Genomic DNA, 16,702 nt, shown 5'->3' on the forward strand with positions numbered 1-16,702 from the left:
GGCTCTGACGGCAGACGGCAGGGCGCCGGGACAGCAGGCGGCGGGGAGCGGAGCCGAGGGGTGAAAGCCCCCACCACGTGCCCGAACCGCACCACCGCACGATCGCACCACCGCCCGGATCGCACCACGCACCACCGCACCAACCCATGACGTACGGGGGTACCGCTGTGCCGACGGTGCCCCCGGCTCCCGACACGAGAGGACGGGCAGATGGCAGGCCCTCCCACCCCTGACAGGTCCTGGACCGGTGAGACCGGCGCGGACCGGCGCCCCGTCCTCGAACTACGAGGAGTACGGAAGGAGTTCCCCGGCGTCGTCGCCCTCGACGGAGTCGACCTGCGCCTCTTCCCCGGGGAAGTGCACGCCCTGATGGGCGAGAACGGTGCGGGGAAGTCGACGCTCATCAAGGTCCTGACAGGGGTCCATCCGTCCGACGGCGGCACCGTGACGCTCGCCGACGAAGACGTCCACATCTCCAGCCCCCTCCAGGCTCAGCAGACCGGCATCAGCACCGTTTACCAAGAGGTCAACCTCTGCCCCAATCTCTCGGTGGCGGAGAACATCCTCATCGGCCGCGAGCCGCGCCGCTTCGGCCTGATCCACTGGCCGCAACTGCGCAGCCGCGCCCGGGAGCTGGTGCGCGACCTCGACCTCGACCTCGACATCGACGTCAGTGCCCCGCTGAGCACTTGCTCCCTGGCCGTTCAGCAGCTGGTGGCGATCGTGCGCGCCGTGGACATCTCCGCGAAGGTGCTCATCCTCGACGAGCCCACCTCCAGCCTCGACCGCGACGAGGTCGAGCAGCTGTTCACCGTGATGCGCCGACTGAGGGACAAGGGCGTGGCGATTCTCTTCGTCACCCACTTCCTCGACCAGGTCTACGACATCTGCGACCGCGTGACCATCCTGCGCAACGGACGGCTGGAGGGGGAGTACGCGATCGGCGACCTCACCCGCGTACAACTGGTCCAGCGCATGATCGGAGGCGCACTGGCCGAACTCGACGTGCTGTCCGACGCCTCCCGGGCCGAAGCCGCCGAAGCCGCGGCCAGCGAGCCCTTCCTGCGTGCCGAGGCAGTGGCGCGCCGTGGCTCCGTCGCACCCTTCGACCTGGACATCCACGTCGGGGAAGTCGTCGGACTGGCCGGCCTGCTCGGTTCGGGACGCACCGAAGCCGCCCGGCTGCTGTTCGGCGCCGACCAGAGCGACGCGGGCACCATCACCGTCAACGGTGCGTCGGCCGCCCTGCGCACCCCCCGGGCGGCCATCGCGCACAAGATCGCCTTCTGCTCGGAGAACCGCAAGGCCGAGGGGCTGATCGGGGAACTGACGGTACGCGAGAACCTCGTTCTGGCCTTGCAGGCAGCCCGTGGCTGGGCCCGGCCCCTGTCCCGGAGCAAGCAGGACGAGCTCGCCGGACACTGGATCTCCGCGCTGGACATCCGACCCGCCGACCCGGAGACGCAGATCCGCAACCTCAGTGGCGGCAACCAGCAGAAAGTACTCCTCGCGCGGTGGCTGCTGACCGATCCCCGCCTGCTGATCCTCGACGAGCCCACCCGCGGCATCGACATCGGCGCCAAGGCGGAGATCCAGAAACTCGTCCAGCGACTGTCCGGCGAGGGCATGGCGGTGCTCTTCATCTCCGCGGAGCTGGAAGAGGTCCTGCGGCTCAGCCACCGCGTCGGCGTCCTCCGGGACCACCACCTGGTGGCGACCCTGACCAACGACGGCACCCTCACACCGGAACGCATCATGGCCACCATCGCCACCGGAGCCCAGAAATGACCAAGCACCGCCTCTTCTGGCCCGGCGCTGTCCTGCTCGCCCTCCTGCTGGCCAACCTCGCCTTCCACCACGACTTCTTCACCATCCGGGTCAAGGAGGGCCACCTCTACGGCAGCCTGATCGACATCCTTCAGTTCGGCGCACCGCTGGTGCTGGTCGCCCTGGGCATGTCCCTCGTCATCGCCACCCGCGGCATCGATCTGTCGGTCGGCTCCACCGTGGCCATCTCCGGCGCGCTGGCCTGCGAACACATCGTCACATCCGCGCGGCCGGGCGCGCTGTCGACGGTGCTGGAGGCCGTCGGCATGTCGCTGGCCGTGGCCGTTGTGCTCGGCCTGATCAACGGCATCCTCGTCGCCAAGCTGGATGTCCAGCCGATCATCGCGACCCTCATCCTGATGGTCGCCGGACGCGGCGTCGCCCAGCTGATCACCGACGGCCAGATCATCACCGTCTCCAGCGCTCCCTACAAGGTCATCGGCGGCGGCTACTGGCTGACGGTCCCCTTCGCCGTGATCCTCGCCGCCCTGCTGGTCATTCTCACCGGCCTCCTGACCCGCCGCACCGCACTCGGCCTGCTCATCGAGTCGGTCGGAGGCAATCCCACGGCCAGCAGGCTCGTCGGAATCCGCGCCACGGGCCTGCTCATGCTCGTCTACGTGTTCAGCGCCCTGTGCGCCGCGGTCGCCGGCCTCATGATCAGCTCCAATGTCTCCAGCGCCGACGGGAACAACGCCGGCCTGTGGATCGAGCTCGACGCCATCCTCGCCGTCGTCATCGGCGGCGCCGCGCTGACCGGAGGCCGTTTCTCCCTCGGCGGCACCGTGCTAGGCGCCCTGATCATCCAGACGCTCTCCACCACGGTGTACTCGATGGGCATTCCCCCCGAGACGACCCTGGTCTTCAAGGCTCTGGTCGTCATCGCGGTATGCCTCGTCCAGTCGTCCGCCTTCCGGGCCAAGGCAGGTATCCGGCGGCGGCCGTCCCGCCCGTCACTGAACCCCGGTCGCACAGAGAACGCTGAGAAGCACGAGGTCGGCGCATGAGCAGCACCAGCAGTAGCACCAGCAGTAGCACCAGCACCAGCAGTAGCACCAACACCAGCGGTAGCACCAGCACCAGTACTAGCAGCAGCACCAGCACCCTGACTGACACCTTCCGCCGCAACGGGGCATTCGTCCCGCTGCTCGTGACCGCCGCCCTGCTGGTGATCATGTTCGCCGTCGGCTCGGCCCGGTACGAAGGCTTCTTCTCCGGGCAGGTCCTGGTCAACCTGCTCATCGACAACGCGTTCCTGCTCGTCATCGCCGTCGGCATGACCTTCGTCATCCTCACCGGCGGCATCGACCTCTCCGTCGGAGCGATGCTCGCTCTCTCCACCATGGTCGCCGCCTGGCTCGTCGAACAGCACGACTGGCCGCCGCTGCTCGTCATCCCGCTGGTCCTCACGATCGGCACGGCATCCGGCACCCTGATGGGCTGGATCATCCACACCTTCGACATCCAGCCCTTCATCGTCACCCTCGCCGGAATGTTCCTCGCGCGCGGGCTCTGCTACACCATCAGCACCGAGTCGATCTCCATCACCGACCCCACCTTCGTCGCGATCGCCCAGACCCGACTGTCGCTGCCGGGCGGCCTCTTCGTCTCACCCAGCGTCGTCATCGCCCTGCTGGTTCTGCTCGTCGCCTTCTTGGTCCTGCACCGCACCCGGCTCGGCCGGAACGTCTATGCCCTCGGCGGCAGCGAGCAGTCAGCGCTCCTGATGGGCCTGCCGGTGGCCCGTACGAAGATCGCCGTCTACGCGATCAGCGGCTTCTGCTCCGCGCTCGGCGGCGTACTCCTCACCTTCTACATGCTCTCCGGCTACGGGCTGCACGGCGTCGGCCTCGAACTCGACGCCATCGCCGCAACCGTCGTCGGCGGCACTCTCCTCACCGGCGGCTCCGGCTTCGTCCTGGGCAGCGCCCTCGGCGTGATGGTCCTCGGACTCATCCAGACCGTCATCAACTTCCAGGGCACCCTCAGCTCCTGGTGGACCCGCATCGTCATCGGCGGACTGCTCTTCGTCTTCATCCTGCTCCAGCGCCTCATCACCGGCCGCCGCCAGACCTGAACCCGGACCACCGGCCGAACTCGTCGCGATCCCCGGCACCGGGTGTCCGGTCATCCGGTCGGCACGATCCCGCAAGGAGCCGGGCTCGCGGGGACGCGGACCGTTCCACGGCCGACGACCGGCACCCAGCCTCGTATTCAAGGATGTGAAAGTGACCGTGACCCCTCCCACCCCGGGCCAGGAGTCCTACGTCGTCGGTATCGACTTCGGCACGCTGTCCGGCCGGGCCGTGGTGGTCCGCGTACGGGACGGTGAGGAGGTCGGCTCCGCAGTCCACGAGTACCCTCACGGCGTCATCGAACGCGTACTGCCCACCACCGGCGCGCGGTTGCCGCCCGACTGGGCCCTGCAGCACCCCGAGGACTGGCGTGAGGTACTGCGCACCGCGGTCCCCGCCGCCGTCACCGCCGCCGGCATCGACCCGGCGGCCGTCATCGGTATCGCCACCGACTTCACCGCCTGCACCGTCCTGCCCGTCCGCAGCGACGGCACCCCGCTCGCCGAGAGCGGACTGGGAGAGCGTCCGCACGCCTGGCCCAAGCTCTGGAAGCACCACGCCGCCCAGGGCCAGGCGGACCGGATCAACCGGCTCGCCCACTCGCGGGCCGAGAAGTGGATCTCCCGGTACGGGGGCAAGATCTCCGCCGAATGGCAGTACGCCAAGGCGCTGCAGGTCCTGGAGGAGGATCCGGTGACCTACGCCGCCATCGACCGCTGGATCGAGGCCGCCGACTGGATCGTCTGGCAGCTGACCGGATCCGAGTCCCGCAATGCCTGCACCGCCGGATACAAGGGCATCCACCAGGACGGCCGTTACCCGAGCGAGGACTACCTCGGCGCGCTGCACCCCGACTTCGCCGATTTCGCCCGTACCCGCCTGGAGTACCCGCTCGCGCCCCTCGGCTCCCGGGCCGGTGCGCTGACGGCCGAAGCCGCCGCCTGGACCCGACTGCCGGAGGGCATCGCGGTCGCGGCCGGGAACGTCGACGCCCACGTGGCGGCCGCCGCCGCGCAGGCAGTCGAGAACGGCCGTCTCCTCGCCGTCATGGGCACGTCCACCTGCCACGTCGTCAACGGCGCCGCACTGGCCGACGTACCCGGCGTCTGCGGGGTAGTGGACGGAGGCATCGTCGAGGGGGCCTACGGCTACGAAGCGGGGCAGAGCGCCGTCGGTGACATCTTCGGCTGGTGGCTGAAGCAGGGCGTCCCCCGGGAGTACCAGGCGGAGGCGGACGCCCAGGGCGAGGATCTGCATCAGCTGCTGACCCGCAAAGTCGCCGACCAGCCGGTCGGAGGACACGGGCTGATCGCCCTCGACTGGATGAACGGCAACCGCTCGACGCTGGTCGACCACCATCTCTCCGGTGTGATCGTCGGCCTCACCCTGGCCACCCGCCCCGAAGAGGTCTACCGGGCGCTGCTGGAAGCCACCGCCTTCGGCACCCGCACCATCGTCGAGGCCCTGGAGCGGGGCGGCGTCCCCGTCGATGAGTTCATCGTCACCGGCGGACTGAAGAAGAACGCCCTGCTGATGCAGATCTACGCCGATGTGCTGCGACGCCCCGTCTCGCTCGCGGTCTCCGACCAGGGCCCGGCACTCGGCTCCGCCATCCACGCGGCGGTCGCCGCCGGCGCCTACCCCGATGTGCGCACCGCCGCCTCGGCCATGGGCCGGGTCGACCGGGCCGTGTACCGGCCGGACCCGGCCCGTGCCGCGGTCTACGACGCGCTCTACGCCGAGTACCGGGCCCTGCACGACCACTTCGGCACCGGCTGCGACCGGCAGATGCACCGGCTCAGAGCCATCCGCAACCACGCCCTGACCGCCCACGACAGCGAGGTCTGACCCATGACGTCCCCCATCGATCTGCTGCGCCGCCAGGTCAGCGAGCTGCACCGGGAGCTGGTCCGCTACCAGCTCGTCGTCTGGACGGCCGGCAACGTATCGGCCCGCCTGCCGGGCGAGGAGCTCATGGTGATCAAGCCGAGCGGAATCGCGTACGACGAGCTCTCCCCCCAGAACATGATTCTCTGCGACCTGGACGGAAAGGTGGTGGAAGGCGATCACTCGCCCTCCTCCGACACCGCCGCACACGCCTACGTCTACCGCCACATGCCCGAGGTCGGCGGTGTGGTGCACACCCACTCCACCTATGCCAGCGCCTGGGCCGCGCGCGGCGAGGCAGTGCCCTGCGTGCTGACCGCCATGGCGGACGAATTCGGTGCCGAGATCCCCGTCGGCCCCTTCGCGCTGATCGGTGACGACTCGATCGGCCGCGGAATCGTGGAGACGCTGCGAGGGCACCGGTCTCCCGCCGTGCTGATGAAGAGCCACGGCGTCTTCACCGTCGGCGAGGACGCCGAGGCAGCCGTCAAGGCAGCCGTGATGTGCGAGGACGTCGCCCGTACCGTCCACATCTCCCGTCAGCTCGGGGAGCCGCTGCCGATCGCGCAGGGCGACATCGACCGCCTCAACCACCGCTACCGGAACGTGTACGGCCAGCCGCGCGCCGCCCGATGAAGGAGCTCCCCATGACGTCACTCGAGGGACGTGAGATCTGGTTCCTGACGGGCAGTCAGGACCTGTACGGCGAGGACACGCTGTGCCAGGTGGCCGAGCAGTCACGACGGATAGCCGGCGCGCTCGACGACGACACGGGCCTTCCCGTCCGCATCGTCTGGAAGCCCGTTCTGACCGAGGCCGACGCGATCCGGCGCATCTGCCTGGACGCCAACTCCGACGACGCGTGCATCGGCCTGATCACCTGGATGCACACCTTCTCCCCGGCCAAGATGTGGATCGCCGGCCTCGACGCGCTGCGAAAGCCCCTGCTCCACCTCCACACCCAGGCCAATGTCGCGCTCCCCTGGTCGTCCATCGACATGGACTTCATGAACCTCAACCAAGCCGCTCACGGGGACCGCGAGTTCGGGTACATCCAGTCCCGCCTGGGCGTAGCCCGCAAAACGGTCGCCGGACACGTCACCGACCCGTCCGTGACCGCCCGCATCGCCTCCTGGAGCAGGGCCGCCGCAGGCCGGGCCGAGCTGAGCGGCCTCAAGTTGGCCCGCTTCGGCGACAACATGCGCGATGTCGCCGTCACCGAGGGAGACAAGGTCGAAGCGCAACTCCGCTTCGGGGTCTCCGTCAACACCTACGGCGTGAACGACCTCGTCGAGAGGGTGGAGGACATCGCCGATGCCGACATCACCGAACTGGCCACGGAGTACGAGGAGACCTACCGGGTCGCCACAGAACTGCGGGCCGGCGGCGCCCGGCACGCCTCACTGCGCTACGCCGCACGCATCGAACTCGGGATGCGCCGCTTCCTCACCGACGGCGGCTTCCACGCCTTCACCACGAACTTCGAGGACCTCGGCGGGCTGCGCCAGCTTCCCGGCCTCGCGGTCCAGCGCCTCATGGCCGACGGCTACGGCTTCGGCGGCGAGGGCGACTGGAAGACCTCGGTCCTGCTGCGCACCCTCAAGGTGATGTCCGCCGGGCTGCCCGGGGGCACCTCCTTCATGGAGGACTACACCTACCACCTGGAGCCCGGGCGGGAACTGATCCTGGGCGCTCACATGCTCGAGGTCTGCCCGACCATCTCGGCGGGTGTGCCGTCCTGCGAGATCCATCCGCTGGGCATCGGCGGCCGCGAGGACCCGGTCCGTCTCGTCTTCGACGCGCACACCGGCCCGGCCGTGGTGGTCGGACTCGCCGACCTGGGAGACCGCTTCCGTCTGGTCGCCAACGAGATCGACGTGGTGGAGCCCGTCGAGCCGCTGCCGAACCTGCCGGTGGCCCGCGCGGTCTGGCAGCCCCGTCCCGACCTGCGCACCTCCACCGAAGCGTGGCTGACCGCCGGAGCCCCCCACCACACGGTGCTGTCGAGTGCGGTCGGCGCCGAAGAACTGGGTGACCTCGCGGACATCCTCGGCACCGAACTGCTGGTGATCGACGCGGACACCACGATCCGCCGGTTCACCCAGGAGCTCCGTTGGAACCAGGCCTATCACCGCGTGGCACGGGGCCTGTGACCTGAACGGTCCGGCGGTGGACGTTCCCCTCAACCCCCACCCACGAGAAGGAGCACCACCTTGAGAATCCGCAAGCTCTCGGGCGCTCTGGCCGCCGGAGCCGCCCTGGTGGCGGCTCTGCTGCCGCCCGCGCCGGCCCAGGCCGCCGGGCCCCCCTCGCCCGCAGTCTCGTACACCAACCCCCTCGTGAACCAGCGAGCCGATCCGCACATCTTCAAGCACACCGACGGCTACTACTACTTCACCGCCACCGCCCCCGAGTACGACCGCATCGTCCTGCGCCGGGCCACCACCCTCCAGGGCCTGTCCAGCGCCCCCGAGACGGTGATCTGGACGAAGCACGCCACCGGCGACATGGGCGCGCACATCTGGGCCCCGGAGATCCACTTCCTCAACGGCAAGTGGTACGTCTACTTCGCCGCCGGACGGGCCGACGATGTCTGGAAGATCCGGATGTACGCCCTCGAAAGCTCCGCCGCCAACCCCCTGACCGGCGGCTGGACCGAGAAGGGCCGGATCGCCACCCCGATGGACAGCTTCGCGTTGGACGCCACGACCTTCGTGGTGAACGGCGTCCGCTACCTCAGCTGGGCGCAGAAGGACCCGGCGATCGACACCAACTCCAACGTCTACATCGCCAGACTGGCCAACCCCTGGACCATCACCGGCACTCCGGTCCGCCTGACCGTGCCCACATACCACTGGGAGACCGTCGGCTACAAGGTCAACGAGGGCCCGGCCGTGATCCAGCGCGGCGGCAAGGTCTTCATGAGCTACTCGGCGTCCGCGACCGACAGCAACTACTGCCTCGGCCTGCTCACCGCCTCCGCCACCGCGAACCTGCTCGACCCCGCGTCCTGGAAGAAGAGCCCGACCCCGGTCTTCACCAGCGACACCGCCACCGGCCAGTACGGTCCGGGCCACAACTCCTTCACCACCTCCGAGGACGGCAGGAGCGACGTCCTCGTCTACCACGACCGCAACTACAAGGACATCACCGGTGACCCGCTGAACGACCCCAACCGCCGCACCCGCGTGCAGAAGCTCTACTGGAACACCGACGGCACACCGAACTTCGGCATCCCCGTCGCCGACGGCGCCACGCCCAAGCGCCTGTCCTCCTTCAACTACCCCGACCACTACATCCGGCACCGGGAGTACCGCGGGAAGCTGGAAGCGGGCGTCACCAACCTCGCCGACTCGCAGTTCCGCACCGTGACCGGGCTCGCCGGCAGCGGCACCGTCTCGCTGGAGTCCGCCAACTTCCCCGGCCACTACCTGCGCAGCAGGAACGGCGAGGTCTGGGTCGAGAGGAACGACGGCACCACCGCCTTCAAGAACAGCGCCGCCTTCTACCAGCGGCCCGGCCTCGCCGACCCGGCCGGCGTCTCCTACGAGTCGTACACCTCGCCCGGGCAGTACCTCCGGCACTTCGGCTTCCTGCTCTACGTGCAGGGCGTCGGCGGCGCGGTCGCGACCCAGGACGCCACGTACCACCAGCAGTGACCGCCGTCCCGGAGGGACGGCGGACGGCGCACGTGAGAGACGCACGAACCGGCACGTCACAGCTCGTACGGTCCAACACATGTGAGGAGTGGATGTGCTGTCCGCCCATCGACAAGGGACGGCGAGGCGAGCCCTGCTGCTCGTCATCGCCTTCATCACGGCACTGGGAATGAACCTGAGCAGCCCCGCCCCGGCCGAGGCGGCGCCCGGTCCCTCGTTCACCAACCCCGTGGTCGGCGTACCGAACAGCGCCGACCCCACGCTGGTCCATCACCACGGCTTCTACTACTACGTCGCGACCACGTGGTCGTCCGACGTCGTCATGCGCCGTTCTTCGACCATCGCCGGCCTCCGCAGTGCCCCGGAGCAGGTGATCTTCCGCAGCGGCGGGACGCAGATGTGGGCGCCCCACCTCGAGATGGTCGGCGACCGCTGGTACGTGTACTACTCGGTTGAGCAGTGTTGCGCCGCTCGCCGTACGCACGTCCTGCAAAGCTCCGGATCCGATCCTCTCGGCCCGTACACCGACCGGGGCATCATCCACCTCATGCCCAACGACGGATGGGCGATCGACGCGAGTCTGCTGAGGCTCAACGGCGCCCTCTACATGACCTTCTCCGCGATCTCTCCGGACGACGGTCTCCAGTCGCTCTACTTGGCGCCGATGTCCAATCCGTGGACGGCCGGCGCTCACGGAACGCGCATCTCGGCCCCGCTCCTCGCGTGGGAGCGGCAGGGGGGAGCCGTCAACGAGGGAGCGTTCGTTCTGCAGCGCAACGGCCGCACCTTCCTGACCTACTCCGCCAGCCACTGCAACGGCCCCGACTACAAGCTGGGCATGCTGGAGTACCGGGGTGGCAACCCCCTCGCCGCCGCCGCGTGGTTCAAGCATTCCGCCCCGATCTTCCAGCGCAATGACGCCGCCGGAGTGTTCGGGCCGGGACACCACTCGTTCTTCTCCTCCCCGGACGGCAGCGAGACCTGGATCGCCTACCACGCGAACTCCTCGTCGGCCCAGGGCTGCGGCACCACGCGCACGACGCGGGTCCAGAAGATCTCCTGGAACGCGGACGGCACTCCGAACCTCGGTGTCCCGGTTTCGACCTCGACGGTTCTCCAGGGGCCGGCGGGCGAGACAGGCGGTCCGGCAGCGCCGGTGGCCCTCCGCAACCGGCACAGCGGCCTGTGCCTGGACGACTACGAATGGCGCACCGCGCCGGGTGCGGAAGTACGGCAATGGACGTGCGGTGACGCACCGGTCCAGGACTGGTACCTGACGCCCTCGGGTGACGGGTACTACCAGATCAGCAACGGCCACAGCGGCTTGTGCCTGGACAACCGGGACTGGGCGACCGCGCCCGGATCCCGGGTCCAGCAGTGGACCTGCAACGGCGCGGCGGTCCAGCAGTGGCGGCTCGACCGGGCGGGGGACGGCTACTCCACACTCGTCAACCGGCACAGCGGCCTCTGCCTGGACGACTACGAATGGCGCACCGCGCCGGGTGCGGAAGTACGCCAATGGACCTGTAGCGGCAACAACGCCCAGCAGTGGGCCGTCGCTTAGGGCAGGTCCCGTCGATCAGGCCGGGCCGTGAGGCCCGGCCTGATCGGGGGCCGGACCCGGCCGGACCGGGCCCTCGCCGACCGTGACGGTGGCGACGGCGCCGCCCTCCGGCGGGTTGTGCCAGCTCAAGCGCGCTCCGATCACTCCGGCCTGCCCGGTGGCGATGACCAGGCCGAGGCCGAGACCGCCCTTGCCGCCGGTGCGGAACCGCTGGGGACCGTGGGCGATCAGCTCGGGCGGGAAACCGGGGCCGCCGTCACGCACCCGCAGTTCGGGGCCTTCGACCTCCACCACCACCGGCTCCGCGCCGTGCCGCAGCGCGTTGGTGACCAGGTTGGTGAGAATGCGTTCGAGGCGGCGCGGGTCCGTCTCCTGCACGGTGCCGTGGACGACCTCCACGGTCAGCTCCGCCTGCCGGTCGGCCCGTACGCCCGCGACCACGCGCCATGCCACGTCCGCGAGTTCCACCTCCCTCAGCTCGGCCCGCTCGCCCCCGTTGTCGATCCGGGACACCTCCAGGACGTCCTCCATCAGGTCCCGCAGCCGTAGGGAGCTCTCGCGCACCATCTCGGTGGGGCGGTCGTCTCCCGTGAGGAGGCCCGTGGCAGCCAGGAGTCCCGCGACCGGGGTCCGCAGCTCGTGCGCGATGTTCGCCGTGACGGCGCGCTCGGCTTCGATCCGGGCGGCGAGGGCTTCCGCCATCGCGTTGACGGCTGCGGCGAGCTGGGCGATCTCGTCCCACCCGCGATGCGGAAGGCGAGCTTGCAGGTCACCGTCCTTGATCCGGCTGGCCTGGCGGGCGGACCGCCGCAGCCGGCGGACCATCGAGGCGGCCAAGGCGACACCTACGACGCTCGCTCCGAGCGCGCCGATTCCGGCAGCGATACGGGTGGTCCGCTCCAGGTCCTCGAAGAGGGTCTGGGGGAAATGCCGGCGGAGCGTCAGGAGCCGGCCGTCGTCACCGCGTCCGGCAGCCCAGACGGTGGTTCCCGTCTCCTCCTCTTCCAGATAGGTGACGGAGCCGAAGTCCGCGTCCATCAGCATGGCGGACCCTTCCCCGCCGGGCACCGGATGGCCGCGCAGGGGCTGCGGCACCTCGGCCGGGCCGACTTCGAGCCCGGCCGTTGTCCGGCCTCCGGACGCCCGGTACTGCCCTACGGCCTCCTGATACTCCGCGAAGACGCTGGCGCGGCGGTCGTCCTGGATGATCTGCGGAACGAAGGCACCGGTCAGCGTCGCCGATACCGCGGCCGTCGCGGCGATCGTCATCCCGATCTTGAAACGCAAACCTATTCGTACACGCATACGCAAGTTCTACGGTATGCCCCTCCGGGCCCGACCGGACGGGGTGCCCGAGTCGAGGGCAGGCCCGTCGGCCGTGAACGGGGGACCGGGCACGACCCGTACGCGGGCGGCCCCGGCATACCATGGCGGCCCATGAACGATCTTGATGAAGGGCTGCGGGAGTTCCGGCTCGACGTGCCGCGGCGGGAGTTGGACGATCTCGGCGAGCGGCTGAGGCGGGTGCGGTGGCCCGATGAGCTGCCGGGGGTGGGGTGGGCGTACGGGATTCCGCTCGGTCAGACGCGTGAGCTCGTGGAGTACTGGCGCGAGGAGTACGACTGGCGGGAGGCCGAGGCGCGGCTGAACTCCTGGCCGCAGTTCACCACGACCATCGACGGGGCACGGGTGCACTTCGCGCACCTGCGCTCGCCGGAGCCGGACGCCGTGCCGCTGCTGATGACCCATGGCTGGCCCGGTTCCTTCGTCGAGTTCCAGCGGGTCGCGGGCCCGCTGACCGATCCGCGGGCGCACGGCGGGGATCCGGCCGACGCCTTCCACCTGGTGCTGCCGAGCATCCCCGGCTTCGGACTGTCCGGGCCGACGACGGAGACCGGTTGGGAGTTCAAGAGGGTCGCGCGGGCCTTCGGAGTGCTGATGGAGCGCCTCGGGTACGAGGCGTACGGGGTCCAGGGCGGCGACTGGGGTGCGGCGATCTCCCGCGAGCTGGGGCGGCTACGGCCCGGCCATGTGATCGGCGTGCACCTCAACCTGCTACCCGGCGGCGGAGCCACCGAAGAGCCGCTGCCTCAGGAGCTGGCCGCGCTGAGCCCGGCCGAGCGGGAGCGGACGGTGGCCTCCTGGGAGCGGTACCGGACCTGGGCCCGCGAGCGCCAGGGCTACGCCGACATCCAGGCGACCCGGCCGCAGACCCTCGCGTACGGGCTGAACGACTCACCCGTCGGGCTGCTCGCCTGGATCGCGGAGAAGTTCACCGAGTGGGCGGATCCGCGCTGCCCCGTGGACCGGGACCAGATGCTGACCAATGTGATGCTCTACTGGCTGACCGGTACGGTCGGCAGCGCCGCCCGGATCTACTACGAGCGGGCGCACGCCGACTACGCGGGGCAGCCGCCCGAGGTGTCGCGGACGCCGACCGCCCTCGCGGACTTCCCCCGGGACAACTTCATCCCCCTCCGGCACATCGCCGCGCGCACCGACTCCATCGTGCGCTGGACCTCGTACGACCGCGGCGGGCACTTCCCCGCCATGGAGGTGCCGGAGCTGCTGGTGGGGGACGTCCGGGCGTTCTTCCGGCAGGTCCGCAGCGGGTGAGGCGATCGGGGCCGCCGTCCGTCCGTCCGTCTCTCGGGGGAGTGGTGCCGTACTCCTCCCGGCTCCTTCAGGCTTGGGCCGTGCCCGCGCGGTCCACGGCGTCCAGGGCGGCCGTCCACGGGAAGTGCGGCGGCTCGTCCGGGCCCGCCGGGCCGGGGGTGAAGCCGCCCTCGCCGTAGAGGAGCTCCACTCCGGCGGCGCGCAGGACGGCCAGGGACTGGTCGAACTGGGGGTGCGCGGCGAGAGCGGCATTGGTGCACGGCATGGCGACGACCGGGGTTCCCTTGCCGGTCGCCTCGGCGGCGACGCCGACGGTGAAGCGGTCGGTGAGGCCGAGGGCCCAGGCGTTGAGCGAGTTGAAGGTGGCCGGGGCGAAGAGCAGGGCATCGGCCGGCGGCCATAGATCGGCCTCCCCGGGGAGCTTGTACTGCCAGCGGACCGGGTGGCCGGTGAGGGCTGCCAGCCCTTCCAGGCTCCCGGCCACCCAGTGAGCCGCGGTGGGGGTGAGACCCAGACAGACGTCCCAGCCGCGGGCCTGGGCGTCCTCGATCACATGGGCCACGTCGAAGACGGGCGGGGCGGCGGAGCAGAACAGGTAGAGCGTCCTTGTCATACCGCCATGTGATCATATTGCTTGACCTCGACCGCGCTTGAGGGTGCACGATCGGCCATGAACACGTTCACGAACACCGAATCCGACGTGGACACCGAAGCCCGGACCGAGGCCGAGGCCGCCGCCGTCGAGGCGATCGCACAGGTCGTGGCCGCCGTCGAGCGCACGCAAAGGGCCAAGGACGCGGAGGGCTTCCTCGCGGGGGTGCGCCGCTGTACGTGATGACCCGGGGCGAGGACGGGCGCTGGTTGCTGACGGCTTGCCAGAACACCGAGGTGCGGGTCGATTCCGCGTAGCGGGGGTGGTTCCTCGGGCAGCCCGGATGGTCTTGGCCGGGCTCGTTTCGGTCCGGAGAGGAGACTAGAGCGCCAGTTCGCCGACGGCCTGGCCGCCGCTCACCTCGCCGGTGATGCGGAAGCCGAGACCCAGGTAGAACGGCTCCGGGGTGCCAGGGCCCGGCTCCCAGGTGACGTACGCGCGGGTGGCGCCCCGGCGGCGGAGCTCGGTGGTGACGGCCTGGACCGCGAAGCGGCCGTAGCCCTTGCCCTGGTGGGCGGCGGAGATGTTCAGGCGCCAGATGCCGGAGCGGATGTCCGCGGGGTCGAGGTCCGGAGCCCAGGCGATGTCGAGGAAGGCCATGACGAAGCCGACCACCTCGTCGCCGTCGACGATGGCGCGTGGCCAGGCGGCTTCCCCGTGGACATAGGCCTCGGCCAGGGACTTGACCACGGGGGAGACGAGATGCGCCTGGTCGGGGTGTACCCGTATGGCGCACACCGCTTCGAAGTTCTGTTCGGTGACCGGTTCCAGACGGGGTTCTGAGGTGATCATGGCGTCAGCCTAGTCCGCGGAGCCGCGGCGGGCCTCCGGTCGCTTCACGCGGCCTTCGAGCCACGCGGCTTCCCCCGGTGGGGAAGGTTCAGCGGAGCCCGGCCGCCGCACACGCGTAGGCTGGCTGGCGCCGTGGCCGACAGGTCACCCGTTCATCCGTCCCGCCACCCACGCCCGAAGGGGAGTTGCCGACATGCTGACCGCACTCACCGGCGCCTACGGGGACCGGAAAGACGCCGTAACCGTCGCCGGCCGCACCGCTTCGTACGAGGAACTGCTGGGCGCGGCCCGCGCGGTGGCCGCAGAGGTGACCGGAGCCCCGGCCTTCGCGGTGAACGCGACGGCCACCCTGCAGACCGTCGCGGCCGTCGTCGGGGGACTGCTGGCCGGGGTGCCCGTCGTCCCGCTGCCGCCCGACGCCGGGCCTGCCGAGCGGGAGCACATTCTGCGGGACTCCGGGGCGGTGCTCCTCGACGTGGACTTCACCCGGCGCTCGTCCGGCTCCGCCGCATCCGCCGCATCCGTCGCCTCTGCCCCCGCAGCCCCCGCCGGGCGCGCCGTTGACGCAGCCTCCTCCTCCCCCTCCTGCTTCCGGCCGGGCGGTGCGTCCGACGATCCGGCGCTCGTGCTGTACACCTCCGGGACCACGGGCCCGCCCAAGGGGGTGGTCCTGACCGGCGCGGCGATCGCCGCCGACCTGGACGCGCTCGCCGAAGCCTGGCAGTGGAGCGCCGAGGACACCCTCGTCCACGGGCTGCCGCTGTTCCACGTGCACGGGCTCGTCCTCGGCGTACTCGGGGCCCTGCGCACCGGCAGCCGCCTCCTCCACACCGGGCGGCCGACCCCCGCGGCCTATGCGGAGGCGCGCGGAAGCCTGTACTTCGGGGTGCCGACCGTGTGGTCCCGGATCGCCGCCGCGCCGGAGGCCGCCGCCGCGCTGTCCGGGGCCCGGCTGCTGGTCTCGGGGAGCGCCGCCCTGCCCGCCCCGGTCTTCCGGGACCTGGAGCGGCTGACCGGTCTGCGGCCCGTGGAGCGGTACGGAATGACCGAGACGCTGATCACGGTCAGCGGCCGCGCGGGCGCAGAGGTGCGGCCCGGTACGGTCGGCACCCCGCTCCCGGGCATCCGTACGCGCATCGCCGCGGAACCGGGCGCCGAGATCGGAGAACTCCAGCTCACCGGCCCGACGTTGTTCTCGGGGTACCTCGGCCGGCCCGAGGCCACCGCGGCCGCGTACACCGAGGACGGCTGGTTCCGTACGGGAGACATCGCGGCCGTGGACGAGGCGGACGGAGTCCACCGGATCGTGGGCCGCGCCTCCATCGACATGATCAAGTCGGGCGGCTACCGGATCGGCGCGGGCGAGATCGAGAACGCGCTGCTGGACCACCCCAAGGTGCGCGAGGCGGCCGTCGTCGGCGTCCCGGACACGGACCTCGGCCAGCGGATCGTCGCCTTCGTCGTCGCCGACGGGGTCACGGCCGCCGAACTCACCGACTTCGTCGCCGCCCACCTCTCCGCGCACAAACGCCCGCGCGAGGTCCGCTTCGTCTCGGCGGTGCCCCGCAACGCCATGGGCAAGCCGCAGAAGAAGCTGCTGCTGACGGAGGCTTTCGAGGAGCGGGCCTGA

13 protein-coding genes and 1 pseudogene are annotated in these 16,702 nt (G+C 70.3%); 11 read left to right on the forward strand and 3 right to left on the reverse strand.

All coding sequences use genetic code 11. The features are described from left to right. Positions 1 to 210 precede the first annotated feature (210 nt). The 8 genes from ABZX75_RS04365 to ABZX75_RS04400 all read left to right on the forward strand — a co-directional run bounded on the left by ABZX75_RS04365 (position 211) and on the right by ABZX75_RS04400 (position 11,012). Entirely contained in the window at positions 211 to 1,788 is a 1,578-nt protein-coding gene (locus ABZX75_RS04365; protein WP_355407660.1) for a sugar ABC transporter ATP-binding protein, read from the forward strand. Next, positions 1,785 to 2,834: an ABC transporter permease gene (locus ABZX75_RS04370; protein ID WP_355407662.1), complete on the forward strand. Its 1,050-nt coding sequence runs from the start codon at positions 1,785 to 1,787 to the stop codon at positions 2,832 to 2,834. Before ABZX75_RS04365 ends, ABZX75_RS04370 begins: the two co-directional genes overlap by 4 nt. Then, the gene (gene yjfF, locus ABZX75_RS04375; protein WP_355407664.1) at positions 2,831 to 3,904 is read left to right on the forward strand and encodes a galactofuranose ABC transporter, permease protein YjfF; all 1,074 of its coding nucleotides are present in this window, start codon (positions 2,831 to 2,833) and stop codon (positions 3,902 to 3,904) included. Before ABZX75_RS04370 ends, yjfF begins: the two co-directional genes overlap by 4 nt. Before the next feature lie 151 nt (positions 3,905 to 4,055). After that, the gene (locus ABZX75_RS04380; protein ID WP_355407666.1) at positions 4,056 to 5,750 is read left to right on the forward strand and encodes a ribulokinase; all 1,695 of its coding nucleotides are present in this window, start codon (positions 4,056 to 4,058) and stop codon (positions 5,748 to 5,750) included. Positions 5,751 to 5,753: 3 nt separating this feature from the next. Then, positions 5,754 to 6,425: an L-ribulose-5-phosphate 4-epimerase gene (locus ABZX75_RS04385; RefSeq protein ID WP_355407668.1), complete on the forward strand. Its 672-nt coding sequence runs from the start codon at positions 5,754 to 5,756 to the stop codon at positions 6,423 to 6,425. Positions 6,426 to 6,436: 11 nt separating this feature from the next. Beyond that, positions 6,437 to 7,942 (forward strand): L-arabinose isomerase, encoded by a 1,506-nt coding sequence (araA, locus tag ABZX75_RS04390; RefSeq protein ID WP_355407669.1) that lies wholly within the window; start codon positions 6,437 to 6,439, stop codon positions 7,940 to 7,942. 87 nt (positions 7,943 to 8,029) lie between these two features. Further along, a complete protein-coding gene (locus ABZX75_RS04395) occupies positions 8,030 to 9,448 on the forward strand; it encodes a family 43 glycosylhydrolase (protein ID WP_355407946.1) in 1,419 nt (472 codons plus the stop codon). Positions 9,449 to 9,542: 94 nt separating this feature from the next. Next, on the forward strand, positions 9,543 to 11,012 hold the full coding sequence (locus ABZX75_RS04400) for a family 43 glycosylhydrolase (protein WP_355407671.1): 1,470 nt from the start codon (positions 9,543 to 9,545) through the stop codon (positions 11,010 to 11,012). A 15-nt stretch (positions 11,013 to 11,027) separates the two neighbouring features. On the opposite strand, the gene ABZX75_RS04405 is transcribed toward ABZX75_RS04400, so the two are convergent. After that, positions 11,028 to 12,317 carry a HAMP domain-containing sensor histidine kinase gene (locus tag ABZX75_RS04405; protein ID WP_355407673.1) on the reverse strand — a complete coding sequence of 430 codons (1,290 nt, stop codon included), beginning with the start codon at positions 12,315 to 12,317 and terminating at the stop codon, positions 11,028 to 11,030. Positions 12,318 to 12,449: 132 nt separating this feature from the next. Here ABZX75_RS04405 and ABZX75_RS04410 point away from each other — a divergent pair, with 132 nt between their 5' ends. Further along, the gene (locus tag ABZX75_RS04410) at positions 12,450 to 13,628 is read left to right on the forward strand and encodes an epoxide hydrolase family protein (RefSeq protein ID WP_355407675.1); all 1,179 of its coding nucleotides are present in this window, start codon (positions 12,450 to 12,452) and stop codon (positions 13,626 to 13,628) included. Positions 13,629 to 13,695: 67 nt separating this feature from the next. On the opposite strand, the gene ABZX75_RS04415 is transcribed toward ABZX75_RS04410, so the two are convergent. After that, positions 13,696 to 14,241 carry a flavoprotein gene (locus ABZX75_RS04415; RefSeq protein WP_355407677.1) on the reverse strand — a complete coding sequence of 182 codons (546 nt, stop codon included), beginning with the start codon at positions 14,239 to 14,241 and terminating at the stop codon, positions 13,696 to 13,698. Positions 14,242 to 14,298: 57 nt separating this feature from the next. Between ABZX75_RS04415 and ABZX75_RS04420 the strand changes: the two are divergent. Then, positions 14,299 to 14,537 (forward strand): annotated as a pseudogene (locus ABZX75_RS04420) (hypothetical protein). A 64-nt stretch (positions 14,538 to 14,601) separates the two neighbouring features. On the opposite strand, the gene ABZX75_RS04425 reads toward ABZX75_RS04420, so the two are convergent. After that, complete coding sequence (locus ABZX75_RS04425; RefSeq protein ID WP_355407679.1) at positions 14,602 to 15,072, reverse strand: GNAT family N-acetyltransferase; 471 nt, start codon at positions 15,070 to 15,072, stop codon at positions 14,602 to 14,604. 193 nt (positions 15,073 to 15,265) lie between these two features. Between ABZX75_RS04425 and ABZX75_RS04430 the strand changes: the two genes are divergently transcribed. Next, the gene (locus ABZX75_RS04430; RefSeq protein ID WP_355407681.1) at positions 15,266 to 16,702 is read left to right on the forward strand and encodes an AMP-binding protein; all 1,437 of its coding nucleotides are present in this window, start codon (positions 15,266 to 15,268) and stop codon (positions 16,700 to 16,702) included.

Origin of the sequence: Streptomyces sp. NPDC003038 (assembly GCF_040611115.1) — a bacterium.
GTDB lineage: Bacteria > Actinomycetota > Actinomycetes > Streptomycetales > Streptomycetaceae > Streptomyces.